23 protein-coding genes and 1 tRNA gene are annotated in these 25173 nt (G+C 70.6%); 8 read left to right on the forward strand and 16 right to left on the reverse strand.

Annotated elements, in window-relative coordinates; genetic code table 11:
- Positions 1-109: 109 nt before the first annotated feature.
- Entirely contained in the window at positions 110-1003 is an 894-nt protein-coding gene (locus OIE53_RS18735) for a hypothetical protein (protein ID WP_327022833.1), read from the forward strand.
- 16 nt (positions 1004-1019) lie between these two features.
- Here the strand turns inward: OIE53_RS18735 and rsmI are convergent, their stop codons facing one another.
- On the reverse strand, positions 1020-1889 hold the full coding sequence (gene rsmI / locus OIE53_RS18740) for a 16S rRNA (cytidine(1402)-2'-O)-methyltransferase (protein WP_393340691.1): 870 nt from the start codon (positions 1887-1889) through the stop codon (positions 1020-1022).
- A 66-nt stretch (positions 1890-1955) separates the two neighbouring features.
- Between rsmI and OIE53_RS18745 the strand changes: the two genes are divergently transcribed.
- On the forward strand, positions 1956-3650 hold the full coding sequence (locus OIE53_RS18745) for a dolichyl-phosphate-mannose--protein mannosyltransferase (RefSeq protein WP_393340694.1): 1695 nt from the start codon (positions 1956-1958) through the stop codon (positions 3648-3650).
- A 331-nt stretch (positions 3651-3981) separates the two neighbouring features.
- Here OIE53_RS18745 and OIE53_RS18750 read toward each other — a convergent pair whose 3' ends face one another.
- The gene (locus tag OIE53_RS18750; RefSeq protein ID WP_327022835.1) at positions 3982-4287 is read right to left on the reverse strand and encodes a hypothetical protein; all 306 of its coding nucleotides are present in this window, start codon (positions 4285-4287) and stop codon (positions 3982-3984) included.
- 242 nt (positions 4288-4529) lie between these two features.
- On the opposite strand from OIE53_RS18750, the gene OIE53_RS18755 reads away from it, so the two are divergent.
- From OIE53_RS18755 to OIE53_RS18775, 5 genes are all read left to right on the forward strand, one after another.
- The gene (locus OIE53_RS18755; RefSeq protein WP_327022836.1) at positions 4530-5186 is read left to right on the forward strand and encodes a 4'-phosphopantetheinyl transferase family protein; all 657 of its coding nucleotides are present in this window, start codon (positions 4530-4532) and stop codon (positions 5184-5186) included.
- A 109-nt stretch (positions 5187-5295) separates the two neighbouring features.
- The gene (locus tag OIE53_RS18760; protein ID WP_327022837.1) at positions 5296-6273 is read left to right on the forward strand and encodes a hypothetical protein; all 978 of its coding nucleotides are present in this window, start codon (positions 5296-5298) and stop codon (positions 6271-6273) included.
- Positions 6274-6545: 272 nt separating this feature from the next.
- On the forward strand, positions 6546-8222 hold the full coding sequence (locus tag OIE53_RS18765) for an extracellular solute-binding protein (protein WP_327022838.1): 1677 nt from the start codon (positions 6546-6548) through the stop codon (positions 8220-8222).
- A complete protein-coding gene (locus OIE53_RS18770) occupies positions 8222-9226 on the forward strand; it encodes an ABC transporter permease (RefSeq protein WP_327022839.1) in 1005 nt (334 codons plus the stop codon). The genes OIE53_RS18765 and OIE53_RS18770 overlap by 1 nt, the downstream gene beginning before the upstream one ends.
- Positions 9223-10146 carry a carbohydrate ABC transporter permease gene (locus OIE53_RS18775; RefSeq protein WP_327022840.1) on the forward strand — a complete coding sequence of 308 codons (924 nt, stop codon included), beginning with the start codon at positions 9223-9225 and terminating at the stop codon, positions 10144-10146. Before OIE53_RS18770 ends, OIE53_RS18775 begins: the two co-directional genes overlap by 4 nt.
- A gap of 4 nt (positions 10147-10150) precedes the next feature.
- Here the strand turns inward: OIE53_RS18775 and OIE53_RS18780 are convergent, their stop codons facing one another.
- The 9 genes from OIE53_RS18780 to OIE53_RS18820 form a co-directional block, all read right to left on the reverse strand.
- Positions 10151-12571, reverse strand: coding sequence for a DUF4132 domain-containing protein (locus OIE53_RS18780; protein ID WP_327022841.1), 2421 nt, complete (start codon positions 12569-12571; stop codon positions 10151-10153).
- A 4-nt stretch (positions 12572-12575) separates the two neighbouring features.
- Positions 12576-12971 (reverse strand): hypothetical protein, encoded by a 396-nt coding sequence (locus OIE53_RS18785; RefSeq protein WP_327022842.1) that lies wholly within the window; start codon positions 12969-12971, stop codon positions 12576-12578.
- Between the two features lie 36 nt (positions 12972-13007).
- Entirely contained in the window at positions 13008-14417 is a 1410-nt protein-coding gene (locus OIE53_RS18790) for a family 43 glycosylhydrolase (RefSeq protein ID WP_327022843.1), read from the reverse strand.
- A 208-nt stretch (positions 14418-14625) separates the two neighbouring features.
- Positions 14626-15369, reverse strand: coding sequence for a 3-oxoacyl-ACP reductase family protein (locus tag OIE53_RS18795; protein WP_327022844.1), 744 nt, complete (start codon positions 15367-15369; stop codon positions 14626-14628).
- Positions 15370-15422: 53 nt separating this feature from the next.
- Complete coding sequence (locus OIE53_RS18800; RefSeq protein ID WP_327022845.1) at positions 15423-16568, reverse strand: RNA polymerase sigma factor; 1146 nt, start codon at positions 16566-16568, stop codon at positions 15423-15425.
- 4 nt (positions 16569-16572) lie between these two features.
- Positions 16573-16980 carry a YciI family protein gene (locus OIE53_RS18805; RefSeq protein ID WP_327022846.1) on the reverse strand — a complete coding sequence of 136 codons (408 nt, stop codon included), beginning with the start codon at positions 16978-16980 and terminating at the stop codon, positions 16573-16575.
- A gap of 86 nt (positions 16981-17066) precedes the next feature.
- Positions 17067-18047 (reverse strand): DUF2804 domain-containing protein, encoded by a 981-nt coding sequence (locus OIE53_RS18810; protein ID WP_327022847.1) that lies wholly within the window; start codon positions 18045-18047, stop codon positions 17067-17069.
- Positions 18048-18064: 17 nt separating this feature from the next.
- Complete coding sequence (locus tag OIE53_RS18815; RefSeq protein ID WP_327022848.1) at positions 18065-18679, reverse strand: helix-turn-helix domain-containing protein; 615 nt, start codon at positions 18677-18679, stop codon at positions 18065-18067.
- Positions 18680-18681: 2 nt separating this feature from the next.
- Positions 18682-19932 carry an MFS transporter gene (locus OIE53_RS18820; protein ID WP_327022849.1) on the reverse strand — a complete coding sequence of 417 codons (1251 nt, stop codon included), beginning with the start codon at positions 19930-19932 and terminating at the stop codon, positions 18682-18684.
- A 179-nt stretch (positions 19933-20111) separates the two neighbouring features.
- Between OIE53_RS18820 and OIE53_RS18825 the strand changes: the two genes are divergently transcribed.
- The gene (locus tag OIE53_RS18825) at positions 20112-20807 is read left to right on the forward strand and encodes a proteasome protein (RefSeq protein ID WP_327022850.1); all 696 of its coding nucleotides are present in this window, start codon (positions 20112-20114) and stop codon (positions 20805-20807) included.
- Between the two features lie 82 nt (positions 20808-20889).
- Here OIE53_RS18825 and OIE53_RS18830 read toward each other — a convergent pair.
- From OIE53_RS18830 to OIE53_RS18850, 5 genes are all read right to left on the reverse strand, one after another.
- A tRNA-Ala gene (locus OIE53_RS18830) sits at positions 20890-20963 on the reverse strand.
- A gap of 255 nt (positions 20964-21218) precedes the next feature.
- Entirely contained in the window at positions 21219-22055 is an 837-nt protein-coding gene (gene sepX / locus OIE53_RS18835; RefSeq protein ID WP_327022851.1) for a divisome protein SepX/GlpR, read from the reverse strand.
- 190 nt (positions 22056-22245) lie between these two features.
- Positions 22246-22887 carry a GNAT family N-acetyltransferase gene (locus OIE53_RS18840; RefSeq protein ID WP_327022852.1) on the reverse strand — a complete coding sequence of 214 codons (642 nt, stop codon included), beginning with the start codon at positions 22885-22887 and terminating at the stop codon, positions 22246-22248.
- 21 nt (positions 22888-22908) lie between these two features.
- Positions 22909-24222, reverse strand: coding sequence for a molybdopterin molybdotransferase MoeA (locus OIE53_RS18845; protein WP_327022853.1), 1314 nt, complete (start codon positions 24220-24222; stop codon positions 22909-22911).
- Complete coding sequence (locus OIE53_RS18850) at positions 24219-25172, reverse strand: UTP--glucose-1-phosphate uridylyltransferase (protein WP_327022854.1); 954 nt, start codon at positions 25170-25172, stop codon at positions 24219-24221. The genes OIE53_RS18845 and OIE53_RS18850 overlap by 4 nt, the downstream gene beginning before the upstream one ends.
- Position 25173 lies beyond the last annotated feature (1 nt).

Genomic DNA, 25173 nt, shown 5'->3' on the forward strand with positions numbered 1-25173 from the left:
CCCGCGAAGCAATAGGGGGTGCTGGGGGCCGCGCCACCCCGATCCCGTGTCCGATTTGTCATCGACACGCTGCCTGAGCTGCCGTCTGTGGCGAAACTGCGGGTGTCAAATGAACCGCGTGACCGGCAGCAGAGCCACCCGTGACCACGACGAAAGTCCTCCCCCGAACCCCCGGCCCGATCCGGGCCCGCGTACCCACCCGGTGGCACCCCAGCCCCGGGCGGTGCCGCCGGGGCGGTCCGAGAGCCCACCACCTGCGGGGGTCGCCGGGGTGGAGGTGGAGCCCACCACCGGAGCGCCGGTGGAGGCGCTGCCCCGGCGGGTTCCGCTGCGCTCCGCCGGGCGCGGTGGGCACCGGGCCGGGACCGGCGCGGCGGAGGACACCTTCTGGGCCCCGATCGAGCAGGTGCACTGGGACGGCACTCCGGTGCGACCGGAGGCGCACGGATCGGTCCACCCCTGGTGGCGTCCCTCCTGGCCGGTACGGCGTCGTCGCAGGCGGTCGAGTCATCCGCCGGACCCCCTGCCCGGGTTGACCGCGCTGGTCGGGTTGACCTTGACTGCGGCCTTCTTCGCCTGGGTCAGCGCCGGCCCGTTCTGGCTGACGGTCGGGCACGGCAGGACGGGCAGTGTGGTGGTGACCGACTGCACCGGCGGCGGGCTGTCCCAGCGCTGCCGGGGCAATTTCACCGCCGAGGACGATCGGTTCCGCAGCTACGGGGTCCGGGTCAGCGGGGTGCCCGAGCGGCTGGCCACCGCCGGCACGATCCTGCCCGCCCGGGTCACCGGCCCAAAGGCCGACATCGCGTACGCCGACCAGGGCGCCGGGGCGCACCTGCGCTGGGTGCTGGGCCTGCTGGGGGTGCTCGGCTGCGCCGCCGGCATCGCCCGGTGGACCGGCGCCACCCGACTGCCCGACCCGGCGGCCCGGCGCTGGGCGGTCGCCACCAGCTTCGGCGGCCCGCTGGTGATCACCCTCGGCTTCCTCCTCGCCGCCTGGTGAGGCCCGCGAGGGGCCCTTACGCCTGGTGTACCAGGGTGTAGATATCGCGCCGACGCAGGCCGAAGGTGGTCGCCACCTCGGTGATCGCATCACGGCGGGTCATGCCGGCGGCCTCCCGTTCGGCCACCTCGGCGCGCAGGGTGTCGTCGTCCGGGCGGCTGGCGGCCGCCGCCGGGGCGCCGCCCACCACCAGGGTGATCTCGCCGCGTGGTTCGCCGTCGGCGGCCCAGCGGGCCAACTCACCCAACGGGCGACGCAGCACCTCCTCGTACGTCTTGGTCAGTTCCCGGCACAGGGCGGCGGGTCGGTCGGCACCGAAGGTCTCGGCCAGGTCGGCCAGGGCGGCGGTGACCCGGTGCGGCGCCTCGAAGATGACCAGGGTCCGCTCCTCGGTGGCCAGCGCCCGCAACCGCGATCGGCGGGCGCCCGGACTGCGGGGCAGGAACCCCTCGAAGCAGAACCGGTCACTGGGCAGCCCGGACAGCGCCAGGGCGGTGGTGACCGCGCTGGGACCGGGTGCGGCGGTGACCGGGACCCCGGCGTCCAGGGCGGCCCGGACCAGTCGGTAGCCCGGATCGGAGACGCTCGGCATGCCGCCGTCGGTGACCAGGGCGACGAAGCTGCCGGCGGTCAACTCCTCGACCAGTTCGGGGGTACGACGCTCCTCGTTGCCCTCGAAGTAGGAGACGATCCGCCCGGGGATGGACACCTCCAGATCGCGGGCCAGCCGGACCAGCCGACGGGTGTCCTCGGCGGCCACCACGTCGGCCGTGCCGAGCACCTCGCGCAGCCGGGCGGAGGCGTCGGCGGGGTTGCCGAGCGGCGCACCGAGCAGAACCAGGCGGCCAAGTTCGGACATTTCACCCACGGATCCGCACTCCTTCATCGATGGTCGTACCGGAATCGGGGACGATGTACGCCATTGACCCCGTTGGCAGCCTACGATCGCCGGGTGACGAGTGCGTCGACAGCACACAGCGCGAGCGCCGACCAGCCGCAGCCGGAGGCCGGGCCCTCCACCGCCGGGGTGACAGACCGGGCCGAGGGGGGCATACCGGCGATGGTCCGTCGCCGGCTGGCCACCGTCGAGGCGCAGCTGGACGGCCGATCGTGGCTGGCCACGGCGGTGGTGGTGGCGATCGCGGCGATCCTCAGGTTCACCAACCTCGGCCACCCGCCAGGCAAGATCTTCGACGAGATCTACTACGCCCGGGACGCCTGGGCGCTGGTGGACAAGGGCGTCGAGTGGAACTACAAGGACGGCGGACCGTCGTACGTGGTCCACCCGCCCCTCGGCAAGTGGTTGATCGGCCTGGGCGAGTGGGCCTTCGGCTACTCCGATGTCGAGCACGGCATCTCCGTGCCCGGTCAGATCTTCACCACCTCCCCCGAGTTCGGCTGGCGCTTCTCGGCCGCTCTCATCGGCACCCTGTCCGTGCTGCTGCTGATCCGCATCGGCCGCCGACTGTTCGGCTCCACGGTGCTCGGCTGCGCCGCCGGTCTGCTGCTGGCGGTCGACGGGTACCACCTGGTGCTGTCGCGTACCGCCCTGCTCGACATCTTCCTGCTCTTCTTCGTGCTCGCCGCCTTCGGCGCCCTGGTGCTCGACCGGGACGCCACCCGGCGCCGCTGGGCCCGGGCCCTGGAGGCCGGGCTCGATCCGACCGCCCTGGGACGGGCCGGTCGCCCGCCGGGCGGCTGGCGCAACTGGCCCTGGTGGCGGCTGGCCACCGGGGTGCTGCTCGGCTGCGCCTTCGCGGTGAAGTGGAGCGCCCTGTTCTTCGTGCCGGTGTTCGCCCTGCTGATGCTGCTCTGGGATGTCGGCGCCCGCCGGTCGGCCGGGGTGCCCCGGCCCTGGCGGGCCACCCTGCTCGACGGGTTCCCCTGGATGGTGCTCGCCGGGGTGCTGATGGCGGTCACCTACGTGGCCACCTGGTCGGGCTGGCTGCTCAGCAACGAGGGCTACTACCGGCTCGCGGAGCGGTATCCGCAGGCCGGGCTCAGCGACACTCCGATCATCGGCCCGCTGTGGAACCTGGTGCAGTACCACCAGGCCGCCCTGGGCTTCCACAGCCAGCTGGACGACCCGCACAAGTACCAGTCGTGGCCGTGGCAGTGGCTGCTGCTGGGTCGGCCGGTGGCCTTCCACTGGGTGCAGCCGCAGGGCGGTTGCGGGGCGGCGGGATGTGCCGAGGAGATCCTGTTGCTCGGCACCCCGCTGCTGTGGTGGTCGTTCCTGCCGGCGCTGGCGGCACTGATCTGGCTGGGCCTGGCCCGGCGGGACTGGCGGGCCGCCGCGATCCTGCTCCCGGTGGCCGGTGGGCTGCTGCCCTGGTTCTGGTTCGCCCTGGACGGCCGGACGATGTTCTTCTTCTACGCCGCACCGGCCGTGCCGTTCCTCGTGCTGGCGGTGGTCTACGTGCTGGGGGCGATCGCCTCTCCGGCCGGGCTGAGCGGAACCCTGCCGGTCGATGGCGCGCACGAGGAGGCGAGTCGAGATCGCCGGATGATCGGGGCGGTGATCGCCGGGGCGTACGTGGCCCTGGTCGTGATCTGTTTCGCGTACTTCTATCCGATCTTCGTGGGCCAGAACATCCCGTACACGGAGTGGTCGGCCCGGATGTGGTTGGGCAATCGCTGGATCTGAGCGCGTCCGTGTGGTCCCGGGCCGGCCCGGGACCACACGGACTGCCGGCAGGTGGACCCTGATCGACGAAAGGCCCGCACCTTCGGGTGCGGGCCTTTCGGATTCTTTCGAGCAAAAGGACGCGCCCCGATCGCCTGCCACGGGGGAAGCGGGCGATTGGGGCGCGCACCAGAAGCTTAACCACCCATGACCAGCGGCACAACGGGGCGGCACGGGTCAGATTTCCGACCGGCCTCAGCCGGCCGCGTCACCAACCCGCGCGGTCACTGTCGTATGACTGATCGCAGTCGAGGGGTCGCTCGTTCAGGGGGCCACCGCAGGGGCGACGGACTCAGAACCTCCTGGGTCGGCGGGGCAACCAACCGAGGAAGCGGCCCTGCAGGGAGGTCGACCCACACCGGTGCAGATCCTCGGTGGCAGCAGCCAGGCAGGCGGCCAGGTAGACGCTGAGCATGGCGGGATCCGCCGCGTACTCGGACAGCAGCCGAGCACGCTTCTGCTCACACGGCCAGTCCGCGCCACAGGTGCCGCAGGTCCAGCCGGGCACTACCGGCGCATGATCACCTAGCGTCGTCGCTACCGCGATCGTGCTCGCCTGAACCCTCCCGACCTCCGAGCGATCCGCACCACCCGTCATCGCGCTCCTCTCCGCCTCGCTTGGACAACCAGGTCGACTTCCGCCGTGGTTCATCGACCGAAGTCATGGTCTCGCGCACAAACAACAGCGCACAGGGAGGTGGCGGTGTTACATCCTTGCGGTACGTTCACCAGCCATGGCCGCCACGACCCGCCACACCCCACCCCCACCCTTCACCGCTAGATCGATGCCTGACGATGTTATCGGGATCGCGCCGAGGTCACGACGACAGGGAGCCGACGATGCGTGATCTGCTGCCGCCGACGGTCGCGGTGGCGGTGGCCGAACCGGCCGACTGGACCGGCGAGCTGTACGACGCCGAGGCCGCCTGTCTGGGGGAACGGGCGGTGGACAGCAGACGCCGCGACTTCACCGCCGGACGGGTCTGCGCCCGCCGGGCGATGACCATGCTGGGTCTCCCGGCGGTCGCCGTACCTGCCGCCGCCGACCGGTCGCCGGTCTGGCCAGCGGGCACGGTCGGCACCATCACCCACACCCAGGGCTACTGCGCCGCAGCGGTGGGGCGGGACACCGAGATCCGGGCGGTCGGCATGGACGCCGAGCAGCACCGCGACCTGGGCCCGGAGGTCGGTCGGCTGATCTGCCTGCCCGAGGAGCAGGACCTTCTGGCCCGGTTGCCCTCCGGGGTCTTCTGGCCGGCGGTGGTGTTCAGCGCCAAGGAGACCGTCTACAAGATCTGGCATCCGATCGTCGGTGACTGGCTCGGCTTTCACGACGCCCTGGTGGTGTTGGACCCCGCCACCGAGACCTTCACCGCCCGGATCACGCCAGCCAAGATCGACGCCGCCACGGTCCCCCAACCCCCTTCGGTGATCATCGGCCGGTTCACAGTGGAGGCGAATCTGGTCCGTACCGCCGCTACCCTGCCACCGCTCTAGGCCACCGGTCGATGTCGACCGATCGGAGCAGGACATCGACCGATCGGTGTCGTCGATGCGCGGTAGCGTCGAACGGTTCCCGTCCCGCTTCTGGTGTCCTAGGAGTACGGTGAGTCACCCCCAGCCCTCAGACGGACCGCAGGACCCCCAGGAGCGACCTCCCAGCGACCCCTGGGCTCCGCTGCATCCGCCCGGGGAACCGCAGGACGGCACCTGGGCGGGCTACTCCCCGGACCACTCGGACTACCTGTGGGCCACCCCGGAACCGCCCGGCGACACCCTCTCCCCCGCCCACCCGCCGGCACCGGTCTACGGCACACCCCAGCCCACCTCGGGCACGCCGTACCCTCAGCCGTACCCGCCGGATCGGCCGACCTCACCGCCCGGGCCGTCCCACGGCCCCTATCCGCCGGGGTTCGGCTCCCCCGCCGGGCCGACCCCGCTCGGTGGTGCCTACCCCCCGGGAGGTTCCGGCCATCCGACGGCCCCGGTCCGTCCCGGCGGCCGCAAGAGCCTGGCCGCGGTCTCCACGCTGGTGGTCATCGCGGTGCTCGGCTGCATCGGCGGAATCACCGCAGTGCTCCTCGCGTGGTGGCAGCTCATCGACGAGACCAATGAAGTGCTGCAGGATCCACCGAGCGCCTCCGCCCCGCAGCAGCCCGGCACGCCGGCCACCGAGGGCCCGACCTTCAACATGCGACCCGGCGACACCCTGGTCCTCACCGACGACCAGGGCACGGTCGAGATAACCGTGACGAAGTTCCATCTCGTCAGCAACTGTCATCCCTCAGCCCCCGCGCCGGAGAAGGGGAAGCTGCTGATCGCCGAGGTGACCGCGAGGGTCACCAAGGGCACCGGCGCGATCGACTCGGCCGACTTCCACTGGACGGCCGCCGACGGCAACACCACCGACAACGGCCTGATCGGCTCCATCTACGGGTGCAGCGGCCATTTCAAGGACGACGGCAACGACCTGCCGGCCGGCAGCACCCGCAAGGGCCAGGTCGTCTTCGACGTCGCCGACACCAACGGGGTCCTGGAGTACCGCGATCCGGCCAAGGCCCTCGGGTCCTGGAAGCCGGAGTAGGCCGCTCGCCTCCGGATAGGCGAGGGTGACATGGCACCACCGAGGCCATCACCGGGTCCCAGGTGTGCCGCCACCGCTGAACCAGGTCCATTTCCGGACCCTGTGGAACTGCCAGTAAATGCCGTCGCACGCTGCGCAGCCTGATCGGACACCGGGGCGGCAGGTCGCCTCTTGTTAGGGCGCACGAACGTCGATTAGTTTGTTTACCATCCAGACGAACTATTCCCCGAGCGAGTCTGCTCACCCCCTCAGCCCTTCTCGAAGGGAGTCCGATGACACGGCACAACCCCGGCGTGCCGACCTCGCGCCGTAACTTCCTCAGCCTGTTCGGCCTCGGCGCGGTCGCCGTCGCCGGAGGTCCCCTGCTGGCCGGCTGTTCCGAGGCGCCGGCCGGCAGCGGCAACGCCCAGAACCTGGACGCCTTCGGCCACCTGTTGCCCACCCAGAAGGACCTGACGGGCAGCATCGCCCCCGACATCGTCGGCACCCGGCCGGTTCCGGACGGCTACACCAGGTACCCGGCCAACCTCGTCGACCTGATCACCGAGAAGCCCGGCACCAGCGGCAAGGAGATCACCGCGATGACCCCGGCGTGGGGTCCCGCACCGCCCGGGATCGGCCAGAGCGCCTACCTCCAGGCGGTCAACGCGGAGTTGGGCGTCCCGGTGAACTTCACCATCCAGGACGGCAACACGTACGCCGACAAGCTCAACGCCATGCTCGGCGCCCGAGACGTGCCCGACCTGCTGTGCATACCCAGCTGGGAGGTGGACAAGATCCCGCGGTTCGCCGAGGCGATCGGGGTGTTGTTCGAGGACCTGACCGACCACCTGAAGGGCGACGCGGTCGAGGCGTACCCGATGCTGGCCACCTTCCCGACCGGGGCCTGGCGGCACGCCATCTGGAACGAGCGGCTGGCAGCCGTGCCCAACCCGACCGACGGGCCCTTCGCCTGGGTCATGTTCACCCGCAAGGACCTGCTGGACGCCCGCAGCCTGACCATGCCCACCACGCTGGAGGACCTGCTGACCGTCGCCAAGGAGGTCACCGACCCGGCGCGCAAGGTGTGGGCCTTCAACGACGTCTTCGCGATGATCCAGATGTACCACAAGGTGCCGGGGGCCAAGCAGGGCTGGCGGCTGCGCTCCGACGGCACCCCGGAGTTCAAGTACGAGACCCCGGAGTTCCGTCAGGCCCTGGAGGTCATGGCCAAGATCTACCAGGACGGCCTGGTGCACCCGGACATCGTGGCCAGTCGGGGTGCAGACGCCAAGCAGTTGTTCGCCAAGGGCGGCAACATCGTCTTCATGCAGGACGGTTTCGGCTTCTGGCAGGGCGGCCAGGCCGAACACCAGAAGGTCAACAAGGCACTGAACATCCAGCCGGTGCCGAACTTCTCCGCCACCGGCGGCGACCCCCTGGTCTGGGGCAGTGACCAGCCGATCTCCTACACCTTCATCAAGAAGGGGGTCGGCGAGGACCGGGTAAAGGAGCTGCTGCGGGTCATCAACTGGTGTTCGGCCCCGCTGGGTAGCCAGGAGGCCCAGCTACGCGACTTCGGGGTCGAGGGCAGGCACCACACCCGCACCCCGAACGGGCCGGTCAAGACCGACCTGGCCTTCAAGGAGATCAACAACCAGTACTTCTTCATCAGCGGTCGCAACCCGACCATCGGTCCCTTCGCGGACACCCCGAACTACGTGCGGGACGCCCTGGCCTACTCCAACGCCACGGTCGGTTACCTGGAGAAGGACCCCTGGGCCGGGGTGAAGCTGGAGATGCCGGCCGCCTTCAAGGCCAACCAGGTGCCGACGGAGGACAAGTTCACCGACGTGCTGCGGGGCCGCCGTCCACTGTCTGATGTGGACGCGATCCTGCAGGAGTGGAAGTCCGCCGGCGGGGAGGCGGCACGCCAGTTGCTAGCCGACTCGCTGCCCAAGGCTGGCTGATGAGCAGCACCGAAACCACCGTCCGGGCCGGGTCCGACCAGATCCGGCCCGGCGGGGCCACCCCCCGACGCCGACGCCTGCCGTTGCGCACCCGGCTGCGCCGGGACTGGCAGTTGCTGGCCATGATCGCGCCCGGCTTCGTCATCCTGCTGATCTTCAGCTACCTGCCGATCCTCGGTAACGTCATCGCCTTTCAGGACTACAACCCGTACGTCGGCAGCAATCCGCTGGAGGCGTTCGTCAAGAGCAACTGGATCGGCTTCGGGCAGTTCCAACTGCTGTTCGCCGATCCGGCGTTCTGGCACGCCTTCCGCAACACCCTGGCGATCACCGCGTTCCAGCTGGTGTTCTTCTTCCCGCTGCCGATCCTGCTGGCGATCGTCCTGCACAGCCTGCTCTCCAGTCGGCTGCGCGGCTTCATCCAGACCGTGGTCTACCTGCCGCACTTCTTCAGCTGGGTGCTGGTGGTCAGCTTCTTCGTCGCCATGCTCGGCGGCGCCGGACTCCTCGCCCAGACCATGCGCGAGGCCGGGATGGAACCGTGGAACGTGATGACCAACCCGGACACCTTCATCCTCCTGGTCACCGTCGAGGCAGTCTGGAAGGACGTCGGCTGGGGCACGATCGTCTTCCTGGCCGCCCTGTCCACCATCGACCAGAACCTGTACGAGGCGGCGGCGGCGGACGGTGCCGGCCGGTGGCGCCGGTTGTGGCACATCACCCTGCCGGGCCTGCGTCCGGTGATCGTGCTGCTGCTCATCCTGCGCCTCGGTGACGCCCTCTCGGTCGGCTTCGAGCAGTTCCTGCTGCAACGCGACGCCGTCGGTAGGCAGGCCTCCGAGGTGCTGGACACCTTCGTCTACCACTTCTCCATCGCCACCGGGAACTACGGCTACGGCGCCGCGGCCGGGTTGTTCAAGGCCGCCGTCGGGCTCTGCCTGATCCTGGCCGCCAACAAGGTGGCACACATGCTCGGCGAACGAGGGATCTACTCACGGTCATGACCGCCACCTTCCTGCGGAAGCCACCCGGAACCCGTCCCCGCCGCCCGGCCTGGGAGGAGCCGCCCAGCCCGCTCGGTCAGGGAGCCAAGGCCGTACTGCTGGGCCTGCTGGTGCTCAGTGTGCTGTTCCCGCTCTGGGTGATCCTGGTGACCAGCCTGTCCTCCCGGGAGACCATCGCCGAGGCCGGGGGCCTGGTGGTCATCCCCAAGGGGATAGACACCTCCGCGTACGCCACCATCTTCGCCGGGGGCGCGGTCACCCGGGCCCTGTGGATCAGCACCCTGGTCACCGTCATCGGCACCATCCTGGCGTTGACCATCACCGTGCTCGCCGCGTACGGGCTGTCCCGGCCCGGGTCCCTCGGCTACCGCTGGCTGCTGGCGTACTTCCTGCTGCCCTTCCTGATCTATCCGCCGCTGGTGCCGAAATATCTCGTGGTCACCGGGCTGGGGCTCAAGGACACCATCTGGGCGTTGATCCTGCCGCCCGCGATCAGCGTCTTCAACCTGGTCGTGGTCCGGGGCTTCTTCCAGGGCATCCCCTCCGAACTGGTGGACAGCGCCCGCATCGACGGGGCCAGCGACTTCCGCACCCTGACCCAGATCGTGCTGCCACTGGCCCGGGCGGTCATCGCGGTGGTCGGCCTGTTCTACGCGGTCTCCTACTGGAACGTCTGGTTCGACGCCCTGCTGTTCATCGACCGCAACGACATGTACCCGATCCAGCGGGTGTTGCAGAGCTACCTGCTGGCCGGTCAGGCACCGACCAACTCCGGTGCGGCCACCGGCGTCACGATGCCACCCACGGAGGCCATCAAGATGGCCGTCGTCGTGCTCACCGTGACGCCGATCGTCGCGGTCTACCCCTTCATCCAGCGGCACTTCGTCAAGGGCGTCCTGATCGGCGCCATCAAGGGCTGACCGGTCAGGCGAGGCTGATCTGCCGGGTGATGGTCGGATCGGTGATCTCGGCGTCCTTGGCCAGCAGCATCGCCTTGCTGAGGATGACGGCGAGCAGACCGTCACCCTCGAAGGGCAGGAACTGCTGCTCCTGCACCCGGCCCGTGGCACGGTCGGGAACGATGCAGAGGTAGGCGTCGTTCGGGCTCATCAGGATGTTGCCCGACCCCAGGTGGATCCGGTACGTGCGCAGGTCACCGTCGACCACCAGGAACCGGCCGTCGATGCGGGCCCGCTGCCCCACCGCCAGCCGGGGCAGCAGCCGGGCCAGCAGGTCGCGCCGGGTCTCGGCCGTCGCGGACAACTCCCCGAAACTGTACGAGGACCAGTAGTCCCGGAATCGGCCCTGCGGGCCGCCGTCGGACCAGGTCGGGTCGTTGCCGACGCTGGCCACCCCGACGAACAGGTCGACGTCCCGCATGATCTCGCTGAACACCAGCGGCGGGATCTGGTCGAGCGGCAGGGGCTCGCTCGGCAGGGCATTCGTCCACCGCCCCGGCGAGTAGCCGCCACCGTCGGCGTGCGACCAGTTCTGTGCGGCGGCGATCGGGTAGAAGCGCACCTGGTCGGTGACGAGCCGCAGGTAAGAGCCGCTCTCGGTGGTGTCGGCACCGTACTCGTCGCCGATCCCCTCCACCCAGTACTCGGCGCGCAGGCCCCAGCCGGGCAGTTCCCGGAAGGTCGGCGGGTACGAGTCGTCGACCATCAGCCGGAGCCGGTCGGTCCAGCCCCGGACCGCGGCCAGCGCGTGGAACTGGTGCTGCCGCAGGATGTGCCCGGCGAACCGGTTGGAGTAGGTGCCGGTGGTCTCCTCGGCCGGGGTTAGCAGGTAGACCTCCCGGTGCGCCTGCTTGAACGGCTGGACGACCCGGTGCCGCTCCAGCCACTCCCGCCAACCGACCACCTCCGGCACCGGCCGCCCGATCGGATGCCAGATCCGCACCTGCGCGTCGTCGGCAACGGCGACCGGACTGTCGTCCACGGTGCGCAGCGCACCGTCGGCCCACCCGCACGGCACCCCGTCGACCAGCCAGAGCAACCGGCGGGCCAGCACGCCGACCAGCGGATGATCCAGGTAACGCTGCCGCCACACGCCGAAGGCCCAGGTGCGCTGGGCCAGGAACAGCCCGTCCAACCGGGCCGTCTGGGCGGCCAGCATCCCGCTGACCTCCTTGGCCAGGCCCTTGAGCTCGGCCAGTTGCGCCGGGTGGTCCCGGCGTACCGTGGCCGGTGGGCTCTTGACCTGACGGCCGGACTCGTTGCACCAGGCCAGGGTGACGCTGGTGCCGGCGATCAGCAGCTCGGCCCGGCAGCCGCCGAGGGTCACCTCGTGCCGGCCCACCCCGGTCAGGCCGTAATCCGGGACGGCCAACTCCTCGATCTCGTCCCGCCCGATGCCCATCGCCGCCGCGCGAGCGTCGAGCGCCTTGTCGATCTCGTTGCGGGTGCCCTTGTAGGTGACCCGGGTCGACAGCCGGGCTAGCTGCGCCAGGGCCGCCTCCCCGTCGAGGCGGCCGAGCACCCCGACCGCCGCGTTGGCCACCTTAGGGCAGGCCGGGCCGATGCCGGGCAGCCGACGCAGCATCGCCTCGACCAGGCCGCCGATCAGGCGTACCTGCTCGGGGGCCGGACCGGTGCGCTCGACCAGCCAGAGCAGGCCCCGCAGCAGGTCGGCGTTGATCGGAGCCGGCGGGCGTTGCGGCGTCCGCGCGGCGGTGGCCAGCCACCGGTCGAGGACCTGCCGGGCCTCGGCCGGGTCGGCCGGGGTGAGCAGTCGGGACGCCTCGGTCGACCAGCCGGCCGGGGGTCGGGGGGTGGTCGCGGTGCTGGCATGGGCGACCAGCCGCTGCCAGACCGGGCCGAGGGTGGGCAGCTCGGCCAGGATCTGCTCGGCCCACGGGTCGGCCGGGTCGAGCTGCGGCCCGGTCAGCTCGGCGATCAACTGCCGTAGCCGTTGACTCTCGTCGGACCGGTCGACAAGCACCGCCATCAACTCGCCGGAGAGCGGACCGGTGGCCAGCAGGCTCCGGGCGATCGTCTCCAGCGCGGTCGGCGACAACGAGTACGGCTCCTGCACGGCGTACGCGGCAAGGTCCTGAAGCTGTTCGGTCGCCAGGTCGGTGGGGAGCCGGCGGGACAGCTGCCCGATCAGATCCCGCACCAACCAGGTCCGGACCGGGTCCTGTCTCACCAGGGTGGCCATGGCCTGCACCAGCCGGGCCACGTCCGGGCGGGGCAGCGCGCGGAGCGCGGCGCGTACCTCCGGGTTGTCCCGGCAGAACCGGGCATGGGTGTAGAGGTGGTCGGCCAGCGCGGTCAGGTCGTTCGCGGCGACCAGGTCACGGGCGCGGGTGGCGAGCCCGACAGTGTCGGTGGTGGTGGTCATCGGCTCAGCCACCGACCAGCGCGACGAGCTTGAGGAAGGTGACCTCGGTGTCGCGGCGCAGGTCGACCTCGTCGTCCAACTCCTCCACCTGGCGGTCGCCGACCAGCACCACGAAGCCGTTGCGGCCGAACGCCTCCTCGGCCAGAGCGACCTGCCGCGCGGCGTCGACCCGGCGAGGCGACCGCGGTGCCGGGTCGCCGTTGAGCGTCCGCTCGGTCGAGGTGGGCTGCACCAGCAGCCGGCGGGGTGCCGAGGTGGCCGCGTTGTACTCGGCCACCTCCTGGTGGATCCGCCGGCGGATCAGCTCGCGCAGCGTCAGCCGCTCCTCGAAGATCTGCAAGGCCCACGCCGGGGTACGCGCACCGGCCGTGCTCTCATCCACAAAGGTCACCGTCGCCATGCCGGGGGAGTCTAGGTACGGCCCCCGACACTCTCGTCAGTCCAGCGCGAAGGTGGCCGAGGCCCGCCCGGCCGCATCCGGTACGGCCTCCAGGTAGAGCAGCCCGTCGCGGTGCCGGACGTACTGGCCGGGGAAGTTCACCGATTCCAGGGACACCTTCCCCGCGTCGGCCAGGCCGGCCCGACGGGTGAAGGTGGCGTCCTGCCGGAACAGGTTGGAGCCGTCGTTGCGCTCCACCCAGAGCTGGTGGTTGCGGTGCCGCAGGTAGTAGCCGGGATAGTTGGTCGACTCCAGGGAGATCGCTGCGGAATTCGACAGGCCGGGGACGATCCGGAACTGCGAGTCGGCCAGGTTCGTCACGTTCGGCTCCAACCGGACCCGGAACTCCCAGTGCCGCAGGTAGCGGTCCGGCAGGTCGTGGGCGCGCAGCCGGACCGGGGTGGCGCCGTCCGGCACCGGCACCCCGAAGTTCGGCGTACCGTCGGCGTTCCAGTACACCCGCTGGATCCGGGTACGCCGGTTCGGGTCGTTCAGCGGGTCGTAGCCGTTGCCGAGGTACCGCTCGTAGTTGCGGGAGTGGTAGACGATCACGTCGCTGCCGTCCTCGGCGACCGTGAAGGAGTTGTGGCCGGGACCCCACTGGCCGGTCCGGGCGTCGCTGGCCAGCACCGGGGTGGCCCGCTTGCTCCAAGAGGCCGGGTTGAGCAGGTCGCTGTTGGCCGAGGCGGTGAGCAGTCCGACGGCGTAGCTGGCGTCGGTGGCGCTGGCCGAGTAGGTCATGAAGACCCGACCGTTGCGGATCAGCACCGCCGGTCCCTCGTTCACCCGGTAACCCCGGGTCTCCCAGGCGTACGTGGGGGTGGCGATCAGGGTCGGGGTGCCGGCGTACGTCCAGGGGTTTATCGCTCGGGCCAGGTAGATGTTCGAGTTGCTGCCGGCGTACTCGGCCCAGGCCAGGTACCGCTGCCCGTTGTGCACGAAGGTGGTCGCGTCGAGGGAGAAGCTGCTGCGGGCCGGCTGGAGTTGGCCGCGTTCGGTCCACGGCCCGTCCAGGGGGTTGGCCGCGCTGCTCTCCAGCACGTACGGCCGGATGGCCCAGATGTCGTCCGTCCGCCCGGCGGCGAAGTAGACGTACCACCGGCCGTCGATGAAGTGGATCTCCGGGGCCCAGATGTGTGCGCCCATCTCACCACTGCTGTGTTTCCGCCAGATCACCCGCTCGGGTGCGGTGGCCAGCCCCTGCAGGGTGGTGGCCCGGCGCAGCACGATCCGGTCGTACTCGGGCACGGTGGCGGTGAAGTAGTAGTAGCCGTCGGTGTGCCGGTAGATGTGCGGGTCAGCCCGCTGCTCGGCCAGCGGATTGCTGAAGACCACGGCGGCGGCCCGCGCCGGCGCACCCGGCCCCACCACCACCCCGGCACCCACCACCACCAGAGCGGCGAGCACCCCCGTCACCCTCCTGCCGAACCCCTTCGCCCGCATCTCGACCCGCCTCTCACCCCGCGACCCCACATCGCGCTACCGCATTGATAACGCTCACATCGAACTCAGTCAACGCATACCCGTCGACCGAAGCGTTGATCAAGAGGTTTTGGTCGCGGGAACGGGTTCCGTAGACCAGAACCTCTTGATCAACAGGGTGAGGAGGGGTGGGTCAGGCGGTGGCGGCGCCGTCTACGGCGATCGACGCGCCGCTGATGTGGCGGCCGCCGTCGCCGACCAGGTGGCTGACCGTGGCCGCGACGTCGGAGGGGGAGGCGTACCGACCCAGGGCGATCTGGCTGCGCTGGGCGTCGGCCTCGGCGCTGTCCGCCGGGTTCATGTCGGTGTCGGTGGAACCGGGCAGGATCAGGTTGACGGTGATCCCCCGTGGGCCCAGTTCCCGGGCCAGGGCCCGGGTCAGGCCGTTGACCGCACTCTTGGTCATCGCGTACGCGCTCACCCCGGGCACGGTGACCCGGCTGGAGAAGCTGCTGCCGATGTTGACGATCCGCCCGCCCGCGCCCATGTGGCGTACCGCCGCCTGGGTGGCCAGGTAGACCCCGCGCACGTTCACCGCTACCGCCCGGTCCAGGTCTTCGAAGCTGACCGACTCGATCGGCCCACCGGCGAAGACCCCGGCGTTGTTGACCAGGATGTCCAGCCGCCCGAACTCGTCAACCGTCCGCTCGACCGCACCCACGACCGCCGCCGGGTCGGCACTGTCCGCACTGATCGCCAGACCCCTGCGGCCGTACGCCTCGATGCCGGCGACCACGGCCTTGGCGCTGGCCTCGGCGGCGCGGTAGGTGAAGGCGACATGGATGCCGTCCTCGGCCAGCCGGCGCGCGATGGCGGCGCCGATACCCCGGCTTCCGCCCGTGACCAGTGCAACCCGATGAGCATGTCGGACAGTCATGGCCTCAATCCTGACAGTCGACTCAGGACCTGAAGCAGCCGGGTCTCGGTGCCTCAGCGGGACCGGTGAGTGTTCAGGCGGGCGGCCTGGCGGGTCAGGTGATCCCGTTCGGCCAGGTTGAGGGCCTGGTGGGCGGCCTCGGCGTACAGGCGTGCCGCCGTCACCAGGTTGCCGTCGCGTTCGTGCAGGTAGGCCGCCACCGCCCGGTAACGGGGCAGGGACTCGTCCAAGGCCGCGAGCGCCGCCAGGCCGGCGCGCGGACCGTCGGCCTCCCCGACGGCGACCGCCCGGTTGAGTCGTACGACCGGGCTGTCGGTCAGTCGGACCAGTTCTTCGTACCACTCGACGATCTGCACCCAGTCGGTCTCCTCGGCGGTCAGGGCGTCGGCGTGCAGTGCCGCGATGGCCGCCTGGGCCTGGAACTCGCCCAACCGGTCCCGGGCCAGGGCTCCCTGAAGAAGCTGGACCCCCTCGGCGATCGTGGTGGTGTCCCAGCGGCCCCGGTCCTGCTCGGCCAGCGGCACCAGGCTGCCGTCCGGTGCGATCCGGCTGGCCCGCCGGGCGTGGTGCAGCAGCATGAGGGCCAGCAGCCCGACCACCTCGGGATGATCGATCACTGTGGCGAGTTGCCGGGTCAGCCGGATCGCCTCAGCCGCCAGGTCGACATTGCCGGAGTATCCCTCGTTGAAGACCAGATACAGCACCCGCAGCACGGTGGCGACCTCGCCCGGCTGATCGAACCGTACCCCCGACACGGTGCGTTTGGCCCGGCTGATGCGCTGGGCCATGGTCGCCTCCGGCACCAGGTAGGCCTGGGCGATCTGCCGGGTGGTCAGCCCACCGACCGCGCGCAGGGTCAGGGCGACCGCGGAGGAGGGGGCCAGCGAGGGATGGGCGCAGCGGAAGTACAGCTGGAGGGTGTCGTCCACGTCCGGCACCGGCCCCGGTGCCGGCTCCTCCTCGACGAGGTTTTCCCGGCGACGGCGCGCGGCGTCCGCCCGGGTCAGGTCCAGGAACCGCCGCCAGGCCACGGTGACCAGCCAACCCTTCGGGTCCCGTGGCGGGTCGGCGGGCCAGGTCCGGATCGCCTCGATCAGGGCCTCCTGTACGGCGTCCTCGGCCGTCGCGAAGTCCGCTCCGCGACGGCCGAGGACCCCGAGCACGCCCGGGATGAGACCCCGAAGCAGTGCCTCGTCCATCAGGTCACTGGGTGGCGTTCGGCGGGACGGTCAGGAAGGGGCGTACCTCCAGCCACTCGTGGATCGGCTTCCCGCCGGCCCCCGGCGCGGCCGACAGCTCCCCGGCCAACTCGATGGCCCGCTCGTAGCTGTCGACATCGATCACCATCCAACCGGCGATGAGGTCCTTGGTCTCCGCGAAGGGACCATCGGTGACCGGGGGGCGGCCCTCCCCGTCGTATCGGACGAAGGTCCCCTCCGGGGCCAGGGCCTGACCGTCGACGAACTCCCCGGTCGCCACCAGCCGGTCCGCGAAGTCACTCATGTACTGCATGTGTGCCGAGATCTCCTCCGGCGTCCACTGCGTCATCGGCACGTTGTTCACCGGGTCTGGAGCACCTCGGTAGTGCTTGAGCAGCAGGTACTTGGCCATTGGTGGTTCCCCTCGATGCTGGTGTGACCCATTCTGGTCAGCCTCACCCCGGAGACGGAGCCGACCGGCGGATCTCGACATCCCCGCTACCAGCGGTTGCGGGCCTCCTCGGCCCAGCCGACCAGACCGTCCAGGTCCACCCGCTCACCATCATCGGTCGTCGCCCAGCCGGTGAAGTGCCCGAAGCACTGGTGTGTCTCGTTGGCGAGCACACCCAGGTTGGTCCGGGCCACCTTCTCGTGGAAGGGGTGAAACCGCACCTGGACCCGTGCCCCGCTGATCCGCCACGGCCGCAACCAGTCGGCACGGTCGTACTCCCAGCGCAGCTCATCACCGATCTTGTGCAGCCGGCCGTCCAGGAAGAGACCGTTCTCGGTCGAGCCGGTGCCGTCGGTCCACCGACCGCCCAGCTGGATGGCCCGGCCCGGACCGCAGCCGGCGGCCCAGTTCCAACGGATCGAGTACGGCCACCGGCCCCGCCCGTGGTCCAGTACGGCGAAGGAGTCAGCCTCGTCGACCACATGCGGCACCCCGCCGACCCGCAGGGTGCCGCGTACCGGCCGACCGAGGTCCTTGACGGTGTACTGGAACCGGCGGGTGCTCCAGGGCACCACCACGCTGAGTGATTCATGTCCCTCCGGCAGCGGCACCACCAGGTCGACCTCGATGTCCTTCGCGGTGGCCCGGATCGTGGTCCCCGCCGCCGTCTGGTCGATCTCGATCGAGATCCCGCCACCGCGGGCCCGCACCTCACCCGCCCCGCTGACCGGCGGAAAGAGGGTGCCCCGGGCGAAGGGAACCACCGCGCCCCGGTCGATCTCCACCCCCGTAGCCCGGTCGAGCACATAGAGGCTGTGCACCCCGGCGTAGTCCAGCGAGGAGGCCACCAGGCCGACGATGTGGCTGGGGGTGACGATCCCCCAGTACTCCCAGCGCTTGTTGCGGCCCCAGCCACGCAGGTTGGCCCGGTGTACCGGACGGCGGCTGAACCCCACCGCCTCCGGCCGCAACCGCCCGTCGGCCAGGCACAGGTCGATCGGCTCGGTGGTCTCCTTCTCGTGCGTCACGACGGCGAGCCTAGCCACTACCGTGGTTCCGCGACCTGGTCCGGGGCTCGGTGGAGATCTGGTCCGGGGGCGGTGGCCGCCCGGTCGGCCAGCAGGAGAATCTCCTCCTCCGCCGCCTCGGCGGGCAGGTCCAGGATCGCCCGGTTGAGGCCGGCAAGCTCCTCCGGTACGCCTTGCAGGAAGGTGACCAGCCCGGTCGTCTCCTCCCGGGGGATCAGGTGGGTCAGGACGATCGCGAGATTTCGTGACGCGGAATCGTCTCCCAGGGCCTCCATGGTGACCAGCGCTTCGGGGGACAGATCGGGTGCCACCCCGAGGCGGATCAGTTCCTCCACCTCGGCGCGGATGCGGTGCAGCTCGGCGATCCTGGTGTCGAGTTCCGCGCGCAGTCCGTGCAGGGACTGCTGGCCGTGCTCCTCGGAGTCGAGCATCCGCCCCACCCGCTCCAGGGGGAAGCCGAGCCGGGCCAAGCGGCTGATCCGCAGCGCGAGAATGAGATGACCGGCGTCGTACTGCTTGTAGCCGTTCGTGCGGCGTTCCGGTTCGGGCAGCAGCCCGATGTCATGCCAGTGGCGGATCGACCGCAGGGTGACTCCGGCCAGGTCCGCGAGTTGCCGGGTGCTCCATGCCACGATCAGCCCGCTGCTTCCGCTGCCGGCGCCAGCCCGTCCAGCGACCGGAAGGCCGGGGCACTCAGCGCGACGATGACGGTCAACACCATGACGACCGCGATCCCGATGCCGGCCGCCTCCAGCCCACGATCCGAGGCGATCGCGGCGATGGGGGCCGAGGTCAGGGCGGGGGCGGCGAGCATGAGGGCATTCTGGGCGCCAAGCACCCGTCCGCGCATCCGGTCCGGGGTCGCCTCGATGGTCGCCACCCCCAGCACCGCCGACATGGGGCCGCTGGTCAACCCGATGAACACGGCCGCAGCGAGCACCAGCCACGGGGCCGCCAGCAGACCGATCACGGTGAACCCGACCCCGAGACCGACCATCCCGATCACGAACCAGGTACGTCGCGACACCTTGCCCACGGTCGCCGCGTAAAGGCCGGCGCTGAACAGACTGCCGACCGCGATCCCCATGATGGCGAAACCGCTGAACTCGGGCAGCCTCTCGCTGGTGAAATAGGCAGGCATGATCGTGGCCTGGAGCGCCGCGATCACCGCGATGAACACCGCCGTCAACAGGCTCGCACCCAGCACCAGTCGATGCCCCACCAGGAACCGCCACCCGACCACAAGATCAACGAACACGGTACGCACACCCACCCGCGCCGAACTCCCCCCGGCCCGGTTGATGTCGCCCACCTCGGGCGACATCGCAAACGACAGCACCGCCGCCGCCGCACTCATGGCGGCGGTGATGAACAGGGCGGTGGAACTCACCCCGACCAGCCACACCAGCAGTCCGCCCAGGCCGGGGCCGATCAACACCAGCGCACCGGACAACGACTCGCGTACGCCGACCAGCCGGTCCAGCGCCCCCGGCCTACCTCCGTCGAGTTCGACGAGCCGGGGCAGCAGGGTCTCCCGCGCCGTCATCCCCGGCATGTCACCGAACGCCCCGACCACACCCAGCACGATGAACCAGGTCAGGTCCAACCCCCACAGCGCGTCCACGACCGGCACCGCCGCGACCGACCCCGCCGACAGCACATCGCTGATGATCGACACGGTCCGCCGGTTGACCAGATCAACCAGCACTCCCGCCAGCACTCCGACGACCGCCGCGACAGCGGTCGTCACCGAGGCGAGAATCCCGACGGCGAGAATGTCGCCGGTCGTGGCGAGCACCAGCAGCGGAAACAGGACCGAGGCGATCCCGTTCCCGAGCAGAGACAGACTGTACGACCCCAGATACGCCCACGTGCTCCTACTCATGGGGCCGATCACAAACTATGCCGCCACGGCACAGTCAACCCTGAACGCCCACTCCTGCCCGGGCAGGTGGGGATTCTCGTCCGGACCGATTGTGAACGGGCCGACACCTGTCGGGGTGTAGGCAGGCGGGATGCCGGGTACCTCGCGCCCTACCCCTTACCCCTGCCCAGGAGGACCCCATGACCGTCGTACTCGCCGTTGTCTGCAGCGACGGGGTGGTGATCGGCGCGGACTCCCAGATCACCGAGAGCGACCGTGGTCTGAGCTTCCCCGCCCAGAAGCTGCACCCCCTGGGTGCCTGCGCCGCCTGGGGCGGCAGCGGGGCGCGGGGGGTGCTCAACGACCTGCGCCCCCTGCTCGAGGAATCGGCCACCGCCATCCTCGAAGCACCCGACATCGGCGACGAGTTGCAGGAGCGCGTCCTGCCCGTCTTCAAGAAGCACTACAAGAACTACATCCCGGACGTGCCCGGCGAGGGCAGCGGCGGCGGTGTGTCGGCGTACCTGCTCGTGGCCGGCTACAGCCAGGGCGGGCCGTGGATCGTGGAGATCAACCCCAACGGGCTCATCGGCCGCTACGAGGACGTGGGCTTCCACGCCATCGGCTCCGGCGCCCCCATGGCCCAACAGGCCGGCGCGCTGCTCTCCCACTTCCGGATGACCACCCGCACCGTCGAGTACGGCGTAGTGGGCGTGGTACGGGTACTGGAGGCGCTGGAGCAGACCTCGCCGTCGGTCGGCAGGCCGTTCAGCGTCGCGTGCATCCGCGAGGAGGGTGCCCACCACCTCGACGAGAAGGAGATCACCAAGGCGCTGAAGGACGTCCAGCGCTGGTGCGACCTCGAACAGGAAGCCCTCGACCGGCTGTTCGACTGACACCGGCGCCGAGCACGTCACGACTGCGGTAATCGATCAGAAAAGGCCGTCTCCGACTGCCGGAGACGGCCTTTGAACTGGGTGGAGCTGAGGGGATTTGAACCCCTGACCCCCTCGATGCGAACGAGGTGCGCTACCGGTCTGCGCCACAGCCCCTCCGCCGGCTAACCGGCATTGGTCCCACCCGGCTTTCACCAGGCGGGCCGGCGACAAGGCTAACAGGTCTGCCGCCCTCCCCGCGAACCGGCCCGCCCAGCCGTACCCCGCACCGCCGGCCTCCGCAGACCGGGCAGCGATCCGCCTCCGTGGCCCGGGAGGCGTGCGCGGTTTCGGCGATGTGGCGGGGTCCGGGACGGTCGGATACCGCCACATCGGCGAAACGGAGTCGATCATGGAAAAGCGCGGAGGGGATCAGGCGGAGTGGGAGCCTCGGCCGGCTTCGTAGGGGCGTCCGCGTAGGCCGCCTACGCGGCGGTAGGAGACCGAGCCGCCGCTGGCGGCGGGGGGCAGGTCGGCGGGGCGGTCCAGGCCCATGGCGGCGCGTCGGACGGCTTCCCGCTGGGCGGCCAGGCGACGTTGGGCCTCGCGCCGGGCGGCGGCGCGGCGGGCCTGCTCGCGGCGGACCTCGGCCTGGCGGGCGGCGAGCCAGGCGGCCTCGCGGGCGCGGGCCCGGCGGCGGCGCTGGTCTGCCAGGGCCCGGGCGCGCAGGTGTACGACGTACACCAGGAGCAGGGTGGCGGTGACCGCGAAACTGATCCAGAACCCGGGGCCGACCACCACGACCCCGACCAGTTCGACGGCGTTGAGCAGGAGCAGCGCGGCGAGCACGCGGCGGCGGCGGTAGACGGCCGGGGTGTGCGGGCGACGCCGGTCCCCCCGACGGCGGGCCCGACCTGCGCCGGACGGGACGGACCGCAGCCGACCAGACCGCCCGGACCGGCGGGACGGCGACCCCTCAGGCTCGGCGGAGCGGCGCCGAGTCGCAGGGGGGCCGGAGACCGGAGCGGCGAGTTCCCCGAAGGCGGAATTCTCACTCAGGGTGACGACTAGAGCGCGCGGCGCATTGACCGGGCGGCGACCCGGGACAGTACGGCGTCGGCGTCGGCGCTGAAGCACCCGCGCCGTCGACTGCGCCCGCTCCGCCACCAGCCGCTCGGCGGCGTCGTACCGGCGAACCAGCGCCGGAGCGAGGGCGAGCAGCCCGGCGGCGGCGAGGACGGCGAGGAGCACCGAGGTCGGCACCCTCAACCCCTCCCGTCACCAGATTCGAAGCAGCCACCCACCGGCCGCAGAATCTTCCACCGAACGGCGTCGGCGACGTGAGACATGCGGAGCCGGCAGCGCCTGCCGCAGCTTGCAGTTACTTGAGGTTACGGGTCGACGTCGCTGGAACCACCGCGCCGCGCCGAACCTGCACGTGGGACGCCTCACGGCGCGATCATGGAGTACGGGCGCGTATCCGGTGCCAACGGGCCAGCAGCCCGCCCTCGGCGGCCACTTCCTCACTGGTCATCGCGTATCCGATGTGGTCACGCCAGGCGCCGTCGATGTGCATGTAGCGCGGGTGGTACGCCTCCTCGCGGAAGCCCAGCTTCTCCACCACCCGGCGGGACGGCCCGTTCTCCGGGCGAATGTTGACCTCCACCCGGTGCAGCTCACCTGCGCCGAAGGCGTGGTCGACGACCAGGGCCAGGGCAGTGGGGATGACTCCTCGGCCGGCCACCCGACGGTCCACCCAGTATCCGATGTAGCCGGAGCAGAAGGCTCGGCGCACAATGTTGCCCACGTTGATGTGCCCGACCAGATGCTCCTGGCCCTCGGTGTCAAGGCAGACCGCGAAGGGCATGCTCTCGCCGGCCCGAGCGGATCGCCGCTGGTCCCGGTAGACCCAACGGAAGGTGGCCGGGGAGTTGAGCTGGTCCCAGTCGCCGCCCAGGGAGGACTCCCAGGGGGCCAGCCAGTCCCGGTTGGCGCAGCGCACCTCCGACCAGGCCATCGCGTCGGAGCGTCGGTACGGTCGCAGGGTCACCGGGCCGTCGGTGAGCACCGCCGGCCAGCCGGGTGCCTGTCGCAACCGCACCAGTCCTCCCACTTCCCAGCGTCAGCGTCGGCGGTCGAGCAGCAGCACGTCCACCGTGGAGCCGGCGGCGGCGGCGGTCACCCGCTCGCCGAGTACGAGAAGTCCATTCGCCTCCGCCAGGCCGGAAAGGGTGAACGGGCCGCCATTGAGCGGTTGGACAGTGTATCCCCCGCCCCGCCGCTCGGCGACGTGCGCGGGCCGGAACTCCCGCAGCCCGGCCGGCGAGGAGACCGTCTCCAGCAGGTGCGCCCGGACGCTGGGCCGGAACACCGGCTCGGCGCCGGCCAGCAGGTTGATCGCCGGGCGGGCCAACACCTCGAAGCCGATCATCGCCGCACCCGGGTCGCCGGGCAGGCAGACCACCGGCACCTCCTCGGCTCCGACCGTGCCGAACCCGAGCGCGGTGCCGGGGTAGAGCGCTACATCGGTGAAGGTGACCGGCCCGGCCCGGTGGCCCTCCCGACGGGAGAGGATCCGGCGGACCATGTCCCCCGGCCCGGTGCCGGTGCCGCCGGTGGTGATGATCAGGTCGGCCCGCAGGGTCTGATCCTCCAGCAGGCCGCGTAGTCCTTCCGGGTCGTCGTCGCAGATCCCCACCCGGTACGCCAGGGCTCCCGCTTCCGCCGCGGCGGCGGTCAGCGCGTGCGAGTTGGCGTCCACCACCTGGCCGGGCTGGCTGCCCCGGCCCACGTCGACGAGTTCGTCCCCGGTGGCCACGATCACCACCCGGGGACTGGGGCGGACCACGACATGCCCGATGCCGGTGGCGGCCAGCACCGCCACCAGGGCCGGTGAGACGTAGGTGCCGGAGCGGGCGAGGACGGCACCCGCGGCCACCTCCTCGCCGGTACGGCGTACCCCGTACCCCCGTTTGGGGACCCGGAAGATCTCCACCGCGGCCATGCCCTGGTCGGTCCATTCCACCGGCACCACCACGTCGGCGGCGATCGGCAGGGGCGCACCGGCGGCTATCGAGAAGCACGAGCCCGGGGTCAGCCGCACCGGACGCCAACTGGCCGCACCGAGGTCACCGACCACATTGAGTCGTACGGTGCGACCGCCGGCACCGCCGGACTGGGCCGGGACGTAACCCACGCCCCGGGCCCCGCCGGCGATGTCCTCCCAGCGCGCGGCGTACCCGTCGACGGCCGCCTGATCGAAGGCCGGGAACGAGTGCGGTGCGATGACGTCCTCGGCGAGGACGTTACCGTGCGCCTGGGTGAGGTCGAGGTCGAGTGGAGGCAGCGCGCGTAACCTGCGCAGCACACTGCCCAGGTAGTCGGCGAGCGGCGTCAACCCGTTTTCGGCCGCCTCGGCGTCGGCCGTCGCGGTCATGTATCCCGACCGCCCGACGCGTCGTTGTTGACGAACTCGGTCAGCCACTTACGGAACTCGCTGCCCAGATCCTCGCGCTCGGCGGCGATCTGCACCACGGTCTGCAGGTACCCCAGCGGCATCCCGGTGTCGTAGCGGGTGCCCCGGTAGACGATCGCGTGCACCGGGGTGCCCTCGGCCCGCAGCAGTTCCATCGCGTCGGTCAGTTGGATCTCGCCCCCGCTGCCCGGCTGGGTACGACGGATGGCATCGAAGATCTTGCCGGGCAGCACGTAGCGGCCCAGCACGGCCAGGTTGCTCGGGGCCTCCTCCGGGGCAGGCTTCTCGACCATTCCGGTGACCTTGACTACCTCGCCGATGTCGGTCAGTTCGGCCTCCGCCGGCTCGACCGAGGCGATGCCGTACCGCTTGGTCTCGGAGGGGTCGATCTCGAAGAAGGCCAGCACCACCCCGCCGGTACGGGCCTGAAGTTCCAGCATGGCCGGCAGCAGGGGTTCGGAGAGGTTGACGAACTCGTCACCGAGCATCACCGCGAAGGGTTCGTCGCCGACATGCGACTCGGCGTACCCGACGGCGTGGCCCAGCCCCAACTGCTCGGGCTGGCGGCAGGTGTAGATGGCGGCCAGTTCCTCGGTGCGTTTGACGGCGGCCAGCAGGTCAGGTTTCTCCGCGAGCCGTTCCTCCAGATCGGGCCGACGGTCGAAGTGGTCGACCATGGATGTCTTGCCCCGGCCGGTGATCAGCAGAATGTCGCCGATGCCGGCGTGCGCGGCCTCCTCGACGATGTACTGCAACACCGGGCGGTCCACGACCGGCAACAGTTCCTTGGGCACCGCCTTGGTGGCCGGCAGGAACCGGGTAGCCAGGCCCGCGGCCGGGATCACGGCCTTGACGGCACGGGAGCGGCCGGTGGCGGCGGCCGCTGAGGGGTTCGCTGAGTGCTCCGACATG

Origin of the sequence: Micromonospora sp. NBC_01739 (genome assembly GCF_035920385.1) — a bacterium.
Taxonomy (GTDB): domain Bacteria; phylum Actinomycetota; class Actinomycetes; order Mycobacteriales; family Micromonosporaceae; genus Micromonospora.